This window comes from Tenacibaculum holothuriorum (genome assembly GCF_002120225.1).
Classification (GTDB): domain Bacteria; phylum Bacteroidota; class Bacteroidia; order Flavobacteriales; family Flavobacteriaceae; genus Polaribacter; species Polaribacter holothuriorum.
Genome location: NZ_LAPZ01000001.1, coordinates 184,699 through 201,780 on the forward strand (window position 1 = coordinate 184,699; position 17,082 = coordinate 201,780).

A 17,082-nucleotide genomic window follows, 5' to 3' on the forward strand; every position below is an offset into this window, starting at 1 on the left:
TTTTTTATTCATCGAATTAAAACATTTATATTTGGAGTTTTAAAACAACAACTAGAATGAAACTTTTAGAAAATAAAACAGCAATTATTACTGGTGCAACTAGAGGTATTGGTAGAGGAATTGCCTTAGAATTTGCAAAACAAGGAGCTAATGTAGCTTTTACATATAATTCATCTGTTGATGCTGCTACTGCGTTAGAAAATGAATTAAAAGAGTTTGGTGTTAACGCAAAAGGATACCAATCTAATGCTGCAGAGTTTGATGCTGCACAAGAATTGGCTAAGAATGTTTTAGCAGAATTTGGTACGATTGACGTATTAGTTAACAATGCAGGTATTACAAAAGATAACTTGTTAATGCGTATTTCTGAAGACGATTTTGATAAAGTAATCGAAGTAAACTTAAAATCTGTTTTTAATTTAACAAAAGCAGTTATTCGTCCGATGATGAAACAACGTGCAGGATCTATTATTAATATGAGTTCTGTTGTTGGATTAAAAGGAAATGCTGGTCAAGCAAACTATGCAGCTTCAAAAGCTGGAATCTTAGGATTCTCTAAATCAGTAGCTTTAGAATTAGGTTCTCGTAATATTCGTAGTAACGTAGTTGCTCCAGGTTTTATTGAAACTGAAATGACAGCAAAATTAGATGAGAAAGTAGTAGAAGGATGGAGAAATGAAATTCCTTTAAAAAGAGGAGGGTCTCCAAAAGACATCGCAGATGCATGTGTTTTCTTAGCTTCTGATATGAGTTCATATATTACAGGGCAAACTTTATCTGTAGATGGAGGAATGTTAACGTAATAAAACGAGACAAATATTTTATAATTAAAAAGTCTGAATTAAAATTTAATTCAGACTTTTTTTTGAGGGTGTTTTTTAGATTAAGGGATACTTTATTGGGAATAAAGCACTCGGGGAAATGAATGCATACTTTTAGAGGAAAGCATTCATGGGGAAAATGAATTCACTTATAAAAGTGTCTTCTGGGAAAATTCTGTAAACACTTTTTAAGGGTTAAATGTTTACGGGGAATAAAAAAGGGACAGGGTTCTTATAGAGATATTAGCTTTCTATTTTTTATAATCATCAAATGTACCATCGTCGTATAAAACAACAATATTTTTAATTCTTTTCTCGACAGGAATACCTTTTTGTTCGTTGCCTGAGAATTGCGTATTTGATTTTTTTTCGGGTTGTTGTTCAAATACGGGATTTTCATTAAACAGAGAAGGGGACTCTATATTTGGGGATTTTACTTCTTTGCTTATAATTGTACTTTTACTTTTAGGAAAAGTGCCTCTTCCATAAACTAACCAGTCTAACTCAATTTCATCAAAAGCTTTTTCAACCTTTACTACAAAATCTAAGCTAGGTTTATTTCTACCAGATAATAAGTGAGAGATACTTGATCTTGGAACATCAATCATATCTGCAAATGTTGAAGCAGATAAATTGTAATAATCTAATATGAGTTTAATTCTATCAATCATATGTTACTTTTGTAAACCATATTTTTTGTTTACGATTGTAAATGTAGTGATAATTACATAAGTAAACAAATAATTATGGTTAAAAACTTCATTTTAACACCTTTTTAAGATACAAATCACTTTAAATAATAATAATCAAACCATTGTTTATTAGGTAGTTATGTTTTTAATATAGATAATGTTTATAATAATGATTAATTGAGAGAAAACAACTATTTACAATATTAAACAAACTAAAATAGCTAATGTTTAAGTGAATTATTCATTTTAGATAACATTAACAATAATTATATCTGTATGTCCTAAATATTTCATAATAGGTTAGGTGTGTTTATATTTGTAAACAGAAAAAGAAGATAATAATACAATCGATATAGTTTACATATGTAAAGCAAAAGAGTATTCATTAAATTACTAAAAGTATATATGTATAATATATTATACAAAAGCAATTTTATAAGATTTGAATAATCATTATAATACCAAAAGAAGTGGTTATTCATTTAGTTTTAAATAACTTATATATTGATTGGCAAGCTTATATTAAAGCTAGTTTTGTTGTTAACAGACGTAAATTTAATAGTTCCTTTATGAGCTTCTATAATGCTCTTAGAAAGTGTTAAGCCAATTCCAGAACCATCTTTACGAGTAGTGAAGTAGGGCACAAAAATATTATTTTTTATTGCATCTGAAATACCAATACCATTATCTATAACTGCTATATAAGTTCTATGCTCCTTATTTTGATTAATATCAATAATTATTTTAGGGTTTTCGACATTCTCTATAGCATGAATACTGTTAGATAGTAAATTGATAAATACTTGCTCAAGCTGCTGTTTATCAGCAAAAACACTGTTGTTTACATTTGTAAACAGTTCCGTTTTTATGTTTTTCATCTGAAACTCACGTTCAAATAGTTGTAAAGTATTTTTAACTAACACAACCAAATCAAATTCTTCTTTATTTGGCAATGGTAATTCTGCTAACTTTCTATAAGTATCTACAAATGATGTTAAATGTTTAGAACGCTTTTTAATAATCTTTAAACCTGTAGACAATTCTTCTAAATCGTCTTTATCTACTTCTTCCTGAATTAAATCGTCCAAATTTTCAGCCAAACTACTTATAGGAGTGATGGTGTTAATAATTTCATGAGACATTACATTCATTAATTTATACCAAGCTTCCTTTTCTTTTTTATCGATTAATTGCTGAATTGTTTCTAAAGTGACAATTAAATATTGATATTCATTTGTTTGCGTAATAGAGGTTTTTAAGAAAAAATTCTCTTCTTTATCATTAATAGTTAAAGAAATAGTATGTTTTAAAAAGTTCCAATTTGAAATGAGTTCCTTTAAACTACCAATTTTTTCTTTTAACAGCTGCCAATTATAAAACTTTGGAATATGTAAAAAATCAACAAAGGCTTTATTGAGTTGAAAAACTTCAATAGAACCGTTATCATCTTTTCTTAAAATAAGTACTCCAATACTTAAACTTTCAATAATATTGGTGAAAATTAAAGTTTCTGAAGAGGTTTGTAAACTTAACTTTCTATGTTTTTCGAGTAACATAGCGGTTTTGTCGTGTAGTGGATTTTTTCTTTTCTCTTTAGAAATTGTATTCGAATAATCACTGTGTAATAAGCAATCGATAGATTTTTCGATATCGGCAAATAATTTCTTGAGATAATCAATCAATAAAAAAAATTGAAAACAAAGAATTAAAGAAAATCCTAAAGTATTAGCAAAAAAATCGTTGTTATAAGTATAGAATACAATTATTCCGTTAATTAAAATTAATAGAATACGTATAAAGATTTGTATGATTTGTGGTTTTCCCAAAATATTAAAGTCCAAATTTTTCTAAGCGTCTGTACAGAGCTGCTCGTGTTAAACCTAAATCTTTCGAAGCTTTCGATATATTACCTTGGTGCTTGTTCATAGCTTGTTGAATTAACATTTTTTCTGTTTCTTCTAAATTAAGATTATGACCTAAAGATACATTCATTTTTTTAGTAGAAAAATGCAAATCTTCTAATTGTATAACCTCAGTATCTGCAATAATTACAGCACGTTCAACTATGTGCTCGATTTCTCTAATATTCCCTGGCCATTGGTAGTTTTTCATCGCATGAATAGCTTCGTTGGAAAAACTGGTACTATTTTTACGGTACTTTTTTACGAGTTTCTTCAAGAAATGATTCGCTAATAATAAAACATCTTCCTTACGATCTCTTAAAGGAGGTAAGTTTAATTCTATAGTATTAATTCGGAATAACAAATCTTGTCTAAAAGTTTGTTCTTCTACCATTTCATGAATAGGAGCGTTGGTTGCACAGATAATTCTAACATCTATCTCTCGTTCTTTACCTTCACCTAAACGAGTAATTTTTCTGTTTTGAATAACAGTTAATAATTTTGCTTGTAAGTGGAGGGGAAGATTACCTATTTCATCTAAGAAAATAGTACCACCTTTTGCCAATTCAAAACGTCCTAAAGTATCTTTTTGAGCATCTGTAAAAGCTCCTTTTGCATAACCAAAAAGTTCGCTCTCAAATAAATTTTCATTTAAAGAACCTAAATCAACATGGATAAAAGGATGATTTTTTCTATCTGATAATAAATGAATTTCTTTCGCAAAGACATATTTTCCAGTTCCATTTTCACCTAAAATTAATATGTTAGCATCGGTAGGAGCTACTTTTTGCATCAATTTGATAGCAGATTTCATTGCTGGAGAATTACCGATAATATGCTCAGTTTGTTGATGAAAATCTTTATCCTGTTGTTTTTGAACGGTTGTTAACTGTGAAGTTTTTCGCTTAGAACGTGCTAATTCAACCCCAGCATTCACAACTCCATACAACTTTTCTGTATTCCATGGTTTTAAAATAAAATCGGTAGCTCCTTGCTTAATAGCTTCTACAGCCAAATTAACAGAGCCAAAAGCAGTCATAAGAATTACTGTGGTTTCTGGGCTTACCTCTTTTATATGTTTTAACCAATACAAACCTTCTTTACCATCTTCAAAACCAATGCGATAATTCATATCTAACAAAACAACATCAACAGTTGCATTAGTAAGGTGATTACTTATTTTTTTGGGATTATTAGCGGTAATAATTTCAGAAAAGTACTTTTTCAAACTTATTCTTGCTGAAAATAAGATATCGTCATCATCATCAACAATTAAAATGGTAGCGTCTTTTTTTCTCATACTACATAATTAGTTAATTGTTAGAATATGAACAAAGAAATGTTCGTTATTGAACACTTTAAAATCATGATTAAAGGTTAGGTTGTTGATTTTTAGTGTTTTATCAATTTGTTTTCTACTGGCATATTTGTGGCATCAATATAACCAAACAAAGTGTAATTAACTATGGACAAGCAAATACAACCTAAAAACAAGAAAACAAAAAAGATGTTATTATGGAGTATACCTATTGTACTGCTAACGAGTTTGGTTTTAATGAATATGACTCGTAAAAAGCAAGTGAATATAAGTAAAGATTCAATATCAATTAGAGAAGTAACAGAAGGAGATTTTGAAGATGTTTTACTATTTAATAGTACGGTAGAACCAAAAACCTCTGTTTTTGTAAATGTAATTCAAGGAGGTTCTGTTTCTGAAATTTTTGTTGAAAGCGGACAAAAAGTAACTAAAGGAACTCCTTTATTAAAAGTGTACAATCCGAATGCAGAATTAAATTATTTAACGCAAGAAACTGCAATTGTAGAGCAAATTAATAACTTAAGAAATATTCGAGTTAATATTAAGAATCAGCAGTTAACTCTAGATCAACAATTATTAAGTATTGATAATGATTATAGAAACGCAAAGCGTCAATATGATTTAGATAAAAAGTTATTTGGTAAAGGAGTTGTGGCAAAAAACGATTATGAAAAGACAACTCAACAATTTCAATTTCAAAAAGAGCGTAGTGGAGTTATAAAGAAAAGTGTTGCAGAAGAAAAAAAGAGTAGAGATGTACAATTAGCTCGCATAAACACTTCTATTACCAACATGCAAAAAAGCTTAGAGCTATTAAGAAAAAACAAAGAAAATTTTACGGTTAAAGCTCCAGTTGATGGGTTGTTGTCGTCTTTCAATCCTACTTTAGGAGAAAACTATAACCAAGGTCAAAATATTGGGAAAATTGATGTATTAGACGGATATAAGTTGGTCGCTTTAGTAGATGAGTATTATATCGCTAAATTAAAAGAAAACATAAATGGGAAAGTTGCTATTAATACTAATGATTATAAAATTAGGTTATCTAAAATTCATCCAGAAGTTGTGAATGGTCAATTCAGAATAGAATTTCAGTTTGATAAAGATTCTTTACCAAAAGATATTAAGAGAGGAATGTCTTTAAAAAGTAAAGTATTTTTATCGAACAACAGTAAAGCTCTGTTAATTTCTAAAGGACAATTTTATCATGATACAAATGGTAAATGGGTGTTTGTTTTAGATGCAAATAACAAAGCAGTAAAAAGAAATATTAGAATTGGACGTGAAAATCCTTTCTATTATGAAGTGTTAGATGGACTGAAAGTAGGAGATAAGGTAATTACTTCTAGTTATGCTGATTTTAAAGATGTTGAACAAGTAAATGTTGATTAAAAATGTTAAGAATACGTATAATTATGATCATACTATTTTCAATTGTTTTATCATCTTGTTCTTCTAGAATAATTTATGATGGAATAACAGTGAAAAACTGGAAAGTATCTTCAGGAAATAAAAACTTTAATGCAACATTTACCGATTTTTCAGGAAAAGCATATCAAATAGCTAATTTTAAAAAAGAAGAAGTAAACATAAATATAGTATCAGAAATAGAGAAAGGAACTATAATAGTTTATTTAGCAGATGAACATAAAAAAGTAATATGGAAATCAGAAGAATTAAGTAAAAAACAAATTAAAACAAAAAGTATTGTATTAACTAAAAAAGGAAATTATAAAGTGTTTGTAGAAGGAAATGAAGCCTCAGGAACATTTAAAATTAATTGGAATTAACTAATAATAAAAATATATAAAAATGATAAAGATTAACGATTTAGTAAAAGTATACAGAACAGAAGAAGTAGAAACAACGGCTTTAAACAAATTAAGTTTAGAGGTAAAAGAAGGAGAGTTTGTCTCAATTATGGGAGCCTCTGGTTGTGGTAAATCAACATTATTAAATATTATAGGTTTGTTAGATGCACCTAATTCTGGAAGTTACGATTTTGATGGAATTGAGGTTGCAAACTTCAACGAAAAGCAACGTGCTAGTTTACGTAAAGCTAATATTGGATTTGTATTTCAAAACTTCAATCTAATCGATGAACTTACTGTATTTGAAAACGTTGAATTACCATTGATTTATAACAATGTAAAATCTTCTGAAAGAAAACGTAGAGTAAACGAAATTTTAGAGCGTATTGGTATAGCACATAGAGCGAAACACTATCCGTTACAATTATCTGGAGGTCAACAACAAAGAGTGGCAGTAGCAAGAGCTTTAGTAACAAACCCTAAGTTGATTCTTGCCGATGAGCCTACAGGAAATTTAGATAGTAAGAGTGGTAACGATGTAATGGAATTATTAACAGAATTACACGCTACTGGAGCTACAATTATTATGGTTACGCACTCATCTTACGATGCTAAGTTTTCTTCAAGAATTATCACATTAAAAGACGGTGAAGTTGTTTCAGAAAAACAAAACGAGCACAAGGTAGATTTACTTGTTCAGTAAAAAATAATTAATCCATAAAAACTTGTAAAAAATGATACAAACATGGTTTAAAATATTTTTTAGAAACAGTAAAAAAAATTGGCTAAACATTTTAGTAAATATTTTAGGATTAACCCTAGGTTTTGCGGGGTTATTAATAGTGCTACTGTACTTAAATGATGAGCAAAGCTACAATAAAACGAACCCGAATAAAGAAGATGTTTATAGAGTGGTTCATAAAATGGCAAGTGGAGATATCTGGTCAACCAGTACAAACATAGAAGGACCTACTTATAAAGAAGAAATACCAGAAGTAGAAAGTTTTTATTTGTGTAATAGTTGGTATAGTGATGGGTTAATAAAGGTTAAAGGGAAAGACATTTTTACTCAAGGTATATTACAAGGAGAACCTAACTTTTTTGACTTTTTCCCTTTTGATGTTGTTGAAGGAAGTGCAGAATCGTTTAAAAAGACTAGAAACAATATTGCTATATCAGAAAAATTAGCAAAACAATTTTTTGGAAAAGAATCTGCAATAGGAAAAACAATTAATTTTTATAAGAGAGATTTTATAATTACTACAGTTTATAAAATTGAAGGAAAGCACTACGTTATGCCTAAAGTAGTTTTTCAATATAAAAAACAACCTGAAGGTCATTGGGGAAATTTTTCTAACAACTTATTTGTAAAACTTTCTAAAGGAACTGAAGCTAAAACATTTAATGAAAAAGTAAAAGATGTATGGCATAAACATTCTGTTTTACCATCAGCTAAGAACATGAGCATAACTCCAGAAGAATTTACTCAGAAGTATGGTACCACAGCTTACTTAGAGAAAATAGGAGATATTCGATTGCACACAAAATCTAATGATGCAGGTCCAGAAGGAAAAGGAAATTATCAATTAATAGTTATCTTGATAAGTCTATCTATATTATTAATAATAATTTCTTGTGTAAACTTTATCAACTTATCTATTGCTTCAGCAACACAAAGAGCAAAAGAAGTTGGAGTAAAGAAAACTTTAGGACTTTCTAAGGCTTCTTTAGTTAGACAGTACACGTTAGAGATTGTAACACAAAGTATTGTTGCTTTTTTATTGTCACTTATTTTAGTTGAATTAGTGTTGCCTTCTTTTAATGATTTTATGAAAAAAGATATTTCAATCTTACAATTTGGGTTGTTATCTCAATTAACATTAGTAGCAATAGTAGTTTCTGTTGTAATAGGAAGTATTCCAGCATTTTATTTATCAAGATTTAAATCGGTAGAGGTATTAAAAGGGAACATATCGAGAAGTAAACAAGGAATATTTGCTAGAAACATCATGTTAGGATTACAATTTTTAATTTCTGGTTTCTTTTTAACAGGTTCAATTATAATTAACAAGCAAGTTAATTATATGATGAATAAAGATTTAGGGTTTAATGGTGATCAAATTGTAATGATTTCTTTTAATAAGTTTGATAATAGGTATAAGAATTATTTGCTAGCGAAACAAGAATTGGTTAAGCATCCAAATATAGAAGCTGTAACAAGTAATTCTTTTATAATTGGTGGAGGAAGTGCGAGTTCAACAAACTTTTCATATAAAGATGTGTCGATTCAATCTAACTCTAATGCTTTAGATCATAACTATTTAGATGTAATGAATGTTGATATCGTAGCAGGAAGAGGTTTACAAGATGATATCGCATCAGATACCATAAAAAATGTTTTAATTAATGAAACATTAGCTTCTGCTTTAGGAATTGCTGATAATCCAATAGGAAAAAAAGTTGATGCTGGTTTTGGAGGACCAGACAATGATGGAAAAAACTTACAGGTAGTAGGAGTAGTAAAAGACCATCATACAAGAGGTTTGGTAAATAAAATTCCGCCTACATTTTACATGCACTGGAACAGCTTTGACTGGATGAGAGGTAATCTTTGGAAGATTCAAGTTAAAATTAAGCCTAATAATATTCAAGAAACTTTAGAATTTATTGAAGATTATTGGAAACAAAATGTAGAACAAGGTTATCCGTTTAATCCAGAGTTTGTAGATAAGCGTTTTGCAAAAACATATAAAAAATATGAAAAACAACAAACTATATTTTTTATTCTAACCTCTGTGGTGATATTGGTTTCTTTATTAGGCTTGTTTGCTTTGGCTACGCTAACAATTCAACAACGATTAAAAGAAGTTGCAATTCGAAAAACATTAGGAGCTTCAATAAAAGAAATAATGTATCAATTAATAAAGAGCTTTTTAAAAATAACATTAATTGCATCAGTTATTTTAATCCCTGTAGCATATTATTTTATGCAAAATTGGTTGGAGAATTTTACATATCGTATAGAAATGCCTCTACTTCCTTATATAATTACACCAATTGTGTTAATAGTACTAGTGTTTATAGTGGTTGGTATTAAAGCATATTATGCTACTAAAGTAGATTTAATTAAATACCTAAAATTCGAATAGCTATGTTACAAGTTTGGTTTAAAATATTTTTTAGAAATAGTAGAAAAAACTGGTTAAATACTTTAGTAAACATTAGCGGATTAACATTAGGGCTATCAGGACTATTAATTATTCTACTTTACTTAAAAGAAGAGCAGAGTTATAATCAATGGAATCCTAATAAAGATAATGTATATAGGGTAAATATTAAACAGCCTAGAACAGGGGAGGTATGGTTTACCTGTAACCCAGGAATGTATCTTACGTATCCTGAAAAAATACCTGAAGTTACTGAAGCTATTATGGTAAAACCATTTTACAGAAGTAGAACAGTTCAATATAAAAATTCTTTTGAATTTAACGATAAGACGATATTTACAGAACCTCATTTTTTTGATTTTTTTCCATTTAAAATATTAGAAGGTTCAGTAGAAAAATTTAGAGAAACAAGAAATTACATCGGTTTGTCTAAAGAATATGCAGAACGTATTTTTAAAGGAGACGAAGCTGTTGGTAACATCGTTAGAATAGATAATAAAAATTATACAGTAGCTTGTGTTTTTGAGGTTCCGAAAAACTCACATCAAGAACCAGATTTATTATTACAATTTGAAACACCTTTTGAGGTACATTGGGGAAATCATAATAATGAGTTGTTTTGTAAAATCACAAGTGGTTCAGATTTAGCTTCTGTAAGCGAAAAAATGAAACAGATAATTGTTGATGCTGTTAAAATGTCTGCTCAAGAAGAAGGAGTAACTATTCAAGAATTTGAAGAACAGTACAAGCCACCAACAATTTTATTAGATAAGTTAGATACGATTTACTTACATAATTCTGCGAAAAGGGCAGGACCTAGCGGTACAGGTAATTATCAATTATTAATGATATTATTGGCTTTATCAATCTTACTAATTATTATTTCTTGTGTTAATTTTATTAATTTATCGGTAGCTTCTGCAAGCCAAAGAGCTAAAGAAGTAGGAGTAAAAAAGACCTTAGGATTATCCAAAAAACAGCTGTTATTACAATATACTTTCGAAATTATTTTACAAAGTATAATCTCATTTGTTTTAGCCTTATTAGTGGTAGAATTATCGTTGCCTTATTTTAATGAATTTATAGGAAAAGATATTTCAATACTTCAATTAAATTCAATAATTACATTATTTACAACAGCAATTGTTATAGCTATTGTAGTAGGTTTAATTCCAGCTTTGTATTTATCAAATTTTAAAACTGTTGATGTTTTAAAAGGTAGTATTTCAAAAACTAAAAAAGGGAATTTAGTTAGAAACATAATGTTAGGACTTCAGTTTTTAATATCTGGCTTTTTTATAATCAGCGTATTAATTGTAGGAACTCAGGTTACTTATATGATGGAAAAAGACTTAGGTTTTGATAAAGAATATGTACTGTCTGTAGACTATTATAATATTGATAATAAGTTTAAAAAATATGATTTAACGAAAGAAGTTTTAACAAAGAACAAGAACATTGTATCAATAACATCGAGCATGTTTGTACCAGGAGAAGGCTTTGTAAACGGAACTTCGTTAAGTCATGAAATAAATGACAAAAGATTTAATTCTGCATCTAATGTTGTTGATCATAATTATTTAGATTTTTCAAAAATTAAGTTGTTAGCAGGAAGAAATTTTTCGAAAGATTTAGCTTCAGATTCACTTAAAATAATCATCAATGAAACTGCCGCTAAAGAATTAGGAATTTTCAACAAACCACTAGGTGAAAAGTTAAACTTAGGTTGGTTAGATGATGATCAACCAGGTTTTGAAGTTATCGGAATGGTGCAAGATTATCATTTCGATGGCTTTGATACTAAAATTGCACCTATGTTTTTTGTTCTTTGGAACAGTTTAGATTTTCCAAATGGTTGGATGCCAGCAATTCAATTCAAGTTAAAATCTAAAAATATTGATGAAACAATTGCTGAAATAGAAAGCTTTTGGAAAACCAATATTGATGCTAAATATCCTTTCACATATGAATTTTTAGATAAGAAGTTTGCGAAAACCTATGAAAAATTTAAGAAGCAACAATCCATGTTTTTAATACTATCAATTATAGTGATAACCATCTCATTATTAGGACTTTTTGCTTTAGCAACGCTAACAATTCAACAGCGGCTAAAAGAAGTTGCAATTCGTAAAACATTAGGAGCGTCGATTAAAGAAATAATGTATCAATTAATAAAAAACTTTTTAAAAATTACATTGATAGCTTCTGTAGTTTTAGTACCAATAGCGTATTACTTCATGCAAAATTGGTTAGAAAATTTTGTGTATCGTATCGAAATGCCAATAACACCATACATTATAACACCAATTATTTTAACCATTTTAGTGTTTGTTGTTGTGGGAATTAAAGCTTTTTATGCTACCAAAATAGATTTAATTAAATACCTAAAATTCGAATAATTATGTTACAAGTTTGGTTCAAATTATTCTTTAGAAATAGTAAAAAGAATTGGTTGAATACTTTAATTAATATTGGCGGATTAACCCTAGGATTAGTAGGTTTAACAATAGTATTATTGTATTATAACAAAGAAAATTCATACGATAAATGGAATCCTAATAAAGATGTGATTTATAAAGTAGCTCATTCTTGGCCAGATGGACAAATATATGATGATGCTACACATCCTGAAGGACCAAAAAGTAAAGAAATAATTCCAGAAATTACAGATTATCTTTCTATGCCTTCATGGTACAATAACGCTTTATTAAAAGCTAATAATGGTAAAACTACTTATGTAACTAAGATTGTACAAAGTACACCCAATTTTTTTGAATTCTTCCCACATGAAATTATTGAGGGAACTAAAGACGGAATTTTAGCCTCTAAAGATCTTATTACGATTTCTTCTGGAGTTAAGAAGAAGTTATTTGGAACTAAAGATGCTTTAGGAAATACGATTTCGTATGGAAAGAAAAATTACACTATTTCTGGAGTTTTTGAAGTGAAGAAACCGTCTACAACCGAACCAGAAGTTGTCGTTTGGGGTATGGCAAATAAAAGTATGATTAAAAATTGGGATTCCTTTTCAAATTATACTTACTACAAACTTAAAGAAGGAGCAGATATAAAAGCTGTCGAAGAAAAATTAAAACAAGTATTTATTGATAATTTTCACAAAGCAAATGCAGAAAAAGAAGGGATTCCTCTAAATAGTTATTTAGAAAAAGAAGCCTCAGTTCCATTTTTAGAAAAGCTAAACGGATTTCGCCTACATTCTAAAGGAGATGTTGGCCCTCTAGAAGGTAAAGGAAATTACTTGTTATTACTAATAATGATGGGGCTTTCTGTATTTATCATTATTATCTCAAGTATTAATTTCATTAACCTTTCTATAGCATCTGCTAGTTTAAGAGGTAAGGAGGTAGGTATTAAAAAAACACTTGGTATTTCTACACTTAACTTTAATTTACAATATGTTTTAGAAATTATTATTCAAGGTTTTGTAGCTTTATTACTAGCGCTATTAATTACTGAGCTTATTCTTCCAAATTTTAATGATTATTTTAAAACAGAGTTAAGTCTTAGAAATGTTAAGCTAATTGGTCAAATAAGTGTTTTAACATTGATAATTTCTTCTTTTATAGGAGTTTTATATGCACTGTATTTACACAAATTTAAAACGATTGAAGTTTTAAAAGGAAACTTTTCGAGAAGTAAAAACATGGTGTTATTAAGAAATTTAATGCTAGGGCTACAGTTTATAATTTCTGGATTCTTTTTAGTAGGAGGTTTGGTAGTATATAACCAAGTGAGTTATATGAGTTCTAAAGATTTAGGATTTTCTGGAGACCAAATTTTAGTAGTGAATTTTGCAAATGGATCTCGTAAATGGGAACGATACGAGTTGGTAAAAAAAGTGTTTAGAAATAACCCGAATATTTTATCAGTATCAACAAGTATGGTATCACCAGGAGCTGATAATGATTTTTCAATTGGAGTGTCATATAAGGATAAAGATTTAGATACTAAGTTTATTCCTGTTGATTATAATCATTTAGAAATGATTAAAGCAGAAATGAAACATGGACGTAGTTTTTCAGAAAAATTTGCATCAGATAGTATCAGCGGTGTTATTTTAAATGAAACAGCAGTAAAACTGTTAGGAATCGAAAAACCTGTTGGTAAAAAAGTTGGAGCTTTTGATAAAATTTGTACTATTATTGGTGTTGTAAAAGATTATCATTTAGATGGTTTTGATAAAAAAATAAGACCCGTTGCATATATGCATTTTAAATCACTTCCTTGGTTAAAGTACAATTCAAACTCGGTACATTTTAAGATTAAAGAAGGTAGAGAAGAAAAAGCGATTGCTCAAATAGAAAATTTTTGGAGAACTGAAGTTGAACCAGGATATCCGTTAACATACTCCTTCGTAAATAAAGCTTTTGAAAAAACGTATGAAAAATACAGACAGCAACAAACCTTGTTCGGAGTTTTAACTTTTGTAGTAATTATAGTAGCATTATTAGGGCTTTTTGCATTAGCGAGCTTAACAATTCAACAACGATTAAAAGAAGTTGCTATTCGTAAAACATTGGGTGCATCTGTAAAGGAAATCATGTACCAACTTATTATAAGTTTTGTAAAAAATGTATTAATAGCTTCGGTATTTTTAATTCCAGTTGCCTATTATTTAATGCAAAATTGGTTAAATAACTTTGCGTATCGTATCGATATGCCAATTCTACCATATATTATTTCACCAATAATTTTAATTCTCTTGGTAATCACGGTTGTAGGAATAAAAGCTTATAATGCTACCAAAGTAGATTTAATTAAATATTTAAAATTCGAATAACATGAAAAATAAACATCTTTATACAGTCATTTTTACTTTTATGTCATTATGCTTAATGGCACAAAGCAAAAAGTTTACAGTTAAAAGCTTTAAAAAGATAATTATTAGTCCGCATATAGAAGTAGAGTTTAAAAAAGGAGACAACGAATTAGTAGAGATTATTGAAAATCATTCAGGTTTAAATATTGATGTAAAGGGGAAAACTTTACACTTATATTTAAATGATGCTAAGATTAGTTCTCCAACAAAAAAAATAAAAGTTAATGGGCATACTCAAAAAGTACCGATTTACAAAGAAACGTTGGTTAAAGCTATTATAACTTATAAAAACGTAGAGACTTTTGCATTAAGAGGAGAACAAGATTTTCTTTTCAAAAGTCCAATTGTTCAAGATAAATTAACCTTAAATATTTATGGAGAACCTGACGTTACTCTTGAAAATATTGAATTAAAAAAAATGAAAACTACTTTGTACGGAGCAGGGAAATTTTCTATTGCTAAAGGAAAAGTTGATGAACAAAAGTATACAGTTTATGGTGAAGCTCGTATAAAAGTATCAGAAGTAAAAAGTAATCAAACAAAAGTACTTGCCTATGGTGATGCTAATGTAAAAGTAAATGTTTCTGAAAGGTTAAAAGTAACTTCATACGGTGAAGCTAAAGTGTATTATAAAGGATCTCCTAAAATATCTAAAGGAATTATTATTGGAAGTACTATTATAGAAGCTTTATAAAAAGAAAAAGGAGTTCAAAATTTTGAACTCCTTTTTTTAATTATATGTTATAAATTTTAAAGATTTATAACCATCAATTTTAAGTAGATATATTGAGGTAGGAAAATGATGAGTTGAAATTAACTCATTAGTAATTTTACCTTTTAATATTTGTTTTCCTTGTAAATTGTATATAAAATAATTTTTTCCAAATAACTTATCGGTATAATTGATTTTAATTATTGAGTTTTCATAGTAAACAAAAAAATCATTAGGAAGATTTAAATCACTTGAAGATAATGTTGAAGAACTTTCTACTGCACCAATATCAACACCAGATCCCGAAAGTCTTGACTTCCCGTAAACGTCTTTATCATTTGTACTCCAAGAATTATTTCCATTTGGTAGGTTTAAAAATTGATTATAAGAATTGTTTAATCCAGAACTGTTATTTTGTAAAGCAAAGTTTTCATTACCTTCAGAAATGCTTTCAAATTTAGGGTCTAAATCTAAATTATTATTTTCATCTGCTCCAAAGTCAGTATTCCAATTTGAGCTACCACCAGATCCTTCTAAGATTGAATTTTTAACATGGATGTTAGAGCGTTTAAAATGTTCATAATAAAAGTTAGGCTTAGAAGGTGCAGTGTTACCCCATACAATGGTATTATACATTTTGGCATTCATATTATCGGGGCTTATTTTACAATAGTAAGCTCCGCCCTCCTTATTAGCTCTATTTCCATAAACAGTACAATTTATTGCGTTTGTATATGAATTACTAGATGTAAAAACTGCTCCTCCAAAATCTGCTGAATTTTTATAAATTAATGTATTGTACATCGTTGTAGAGGAAAAATTAGCATTGTATATAGCACCGCCAGCACTAGACATAGTGTTGTTATGTATTTTAACATTTAATAGTGTTACTCTAGCTCCACTTCTTGTATAAAAAGCTCCTCCAGAAGCACCAGAATTATTATAAAAATTACAGTTAGTCGCTTTTACAACTGAATAATTAACAGTCATAATAACTCCTCCTTGAAACCTGTTTTGGTAGAACTCTGAATTAGTTATTGTTATTAATGATTTATCAGTAGAATACATTCCAGCTCCATATGAAGCAAAATTATGTCTCATTATAGAATTGTCTATTTTAATAAAACAATCACCTTTATTAAACATTGCTCCACCTATACTAGCTGAGTTATTGATAAATTGTAAATTTTTAAGAGTTATGTTTGAGGAAATATTGTACATTCCAGCTCCATTCTTGGTTCTTAATGTATGACCATCAAAAGTATAGCTTTTATCTACATTAGCATTTCCATTTATAATTCTGAAGCCATCTAAAACAGCTGAATTACTTAAGTTGTGTGTAAAAACAACTGAATAAGCATTTTCATCTCGTCCAAAATCATTTATACCATTTCCATCAGTATCAGTATCATTATCATTAAAATCACCTGATAGAATTGTAGGGTTAGTTTCAATATTTCTTTGAGATAAAGAAGTTTCTGTACCATTAAAACCACCGTAAATTTTTATGTTTTTATTTATGAAAAAAGTTTTAGATCTTTCATCATTTGATAATATTAGATGTGAAGGGTGGTAAGTTGCTGATTTAACATATAGTATGTCATTTTCATTTATAGAATTAATTGCAATTTGTAAATCTATAAAAGCATTTTCCCAAGAGGTTCCAGAGTTGTCTCCAGTAGCATCAGGATTAACGTAATAAATAGTAGAAAAAGATTTTATAGCAATTAAAAAGAAAATAAAAGTAATTTTTTTCATGTAGTTTTTTAAACAAATATAATAAGTCAAGTAAATAAAAAAAAGAAAAACCCAAATCAAAT

General features: G+C 28.6%; 12 protein-coding genes. 8 read left to right on the forward strand and 4 right to left on the reverse strand.

The genetic code is table 11. From position 1 onward, the window contains the following. Nucleotides 1–56 precede the first annotated feature (56 nt). Nucleotides 57–803 (forward strand): 3-oxoacyl-[acyl-carrier-protein] reductase, encoded by a 747-nt coding sequence (fabG, locus tag WH52_RS00930; RefSeq protein ID WP_086029039.1) that lies wholly within the window; start codon nucleotides 57–59, stop codon nucleotides 801–803. 269 nt (nucleotides 804–1,072) lie between these two features. Here the strand turns inward: fabG and WH52_RS00935 are convergent, their stop codons facing one another. The 3 genes from WH52_RS00935 to WH52_RS00945 all read right to left on the reverse strand — a co-directional run bounded on the left by WH52_RS00935 (nucleotide 1,073) and on the right by WH52_RS00945 (nucleotide 4,714). Beyond that, nucleotides 1,073–1,492, reverse strand: coding sequence for a helix-turn-helix domain-containing protein (locus WH52_RS00935; protein WP_086029040.1), 420 nt, complete (start codon nucleotides 1,490–1,492; stop codon nucleotides 1,073–1,075). Nucleotides 1,493–2,010: 518 nt separating this feature from the next. Further along, entirely contained in the window at nucleotides 2,011–3,339 is a 1,329-nt protein-coding gene (locus WH52_RS00940) for a sensor histidine kinase (RefSeq protein ID WP_233131489.1), read from the reverse strand. 4 nt (nucleotides 3,340–3,343) lie between these two features. Further along, the gene (locus WH52_RS00945) at nucleotides 3,344–4,714 is read right to left on the reverse strand and encodes a sigma-54-dependent transcriptional regulator (protein WP_086029042.1); all 1,371 of its coding nucleotides are present in this window, start codon (nucleotides 4,712–4,714) and stop codon (nucleotides 3,344–3,346) included. Between the two features lie 165 nt (nucleotides 4,715–4,879). Between WH52_RS00945 and WH52_RS00950 the strand changes: the two genes are divergently transcribed. The 7 genes from WH52_RS00950 to WH52_RS00980 are packed head-to-tail and all read left to right on the forward strand — an operon-like array spanning nucleotide 4,880 to nucleotide 15,244. After that, the gene (locus WH52_RS00950) at nucleotides 4,880–6,124 is read left to right on the forward strand and encodes an efflux RND transporter periplasmic adaptor subunit (protein ID WP_086029043.1); all 1,245 of its coding nucleotides are present in this window, start codon (nucleotides 4,880–4,882) and stop codon (nucleotides 6,122–6,124) included. A gap of 2 nt (nucleotides 6,125–6,126) precedes the next feature. Then, complete coding sequence (locus WH52_RS00955) at nucleotides 6,127–6,522, forward strand: hypothetical protein (RefSeq protein ID WP_086029044.1); 396 nt, start codon at nucleotides 6,127–6,129, stop codon at nucleotides 6,520–6,522. A 22-nt stretch (nucleotides 6,523–6,544) separates the two neighbouring features. After that, nucleotides 6,545–7,246 (forward strand): ABC transporter ATP-binding protein, encoded by a 702-nt coding sequence (locus WH52_RS00960; protein ID WP_086029045.1) that lies wholly within the window; start codon nucleotides 6,545–6,547, stop codon nucleotides 7,244–7,246. 31 nt (nucleotides 7,247–7,277) lie between these two features. Next, the gene (locus WH52_RS00965; RefSeq protein ID WP_086029046.1) at nucleotides 7,278–9,692 is read left to right on the forward strand and encodes an ABC transporter permease; all 2,415 of its coding nucleotides are present in this window, start codon (nucleotides 7,278–7,280) and stop codon (nucleotides 9,690–9,692) included. Nucleotides 9,693–9,694: 2 nt separating this feature from the next. Continuing rightward, nucleotides 9,695–12,109, forward strand: coding sequence for an ABC transporter permease (locus WH52_RS00970; protein ID WP_086029047.1), 2,415 nt, complete (start codon nucleotides 9,695–9,697; stop codon nucleotides 12,107–12,109). Nucleotides 12,110–12,111: 2 nt separating this feature from the next. Beyond that, nucleotides 12,112–14,511 carry an ABC transporter permease gene (locus WH52_RS00975; RefSeq protein WP_086029048.1) on the forward strand — a complete coding sequence of 800 codons (2,400 nt, stop codon included), beginning with the start codon at nucleotides 12,112–12,114 and terminating at the stop codon, nucleotides 14,509–14,511. 1 nt (nucleotide 14,512) lies between these two features. After that, nucleotides 14,513–15,244 (forward strand): head GIN domain-containing protein, encoded by a 732-nt coding sequence (locus tag WH52_RS00980; RefSeq protein ID WP_086029049.1) that lies wholly within the window; start codon nucleotides 14,513–14,515, stop codon nucleotides 15,242–15,244. Nucleotides 15,245–15,280: 36 nt separating this feature from the next. Here the strand turns inward: WH52_RS00980 and WH52_RS00985 are convergent, their stop codons facing one another. After that, nucleotides 15,281–17,020: a hypothetical protein gene (locus WH52_RS00985; protein ID WP_143592003.1), complete on the reverse strand. Its 1,740-nt coding sequence runs from the start codon at nucleotides 17,018–17,020 to the stop codon at nucleotides 15,281–15,283. Nucleotides 17,021–17,082 lie beyond the last annotated feature (62 nt).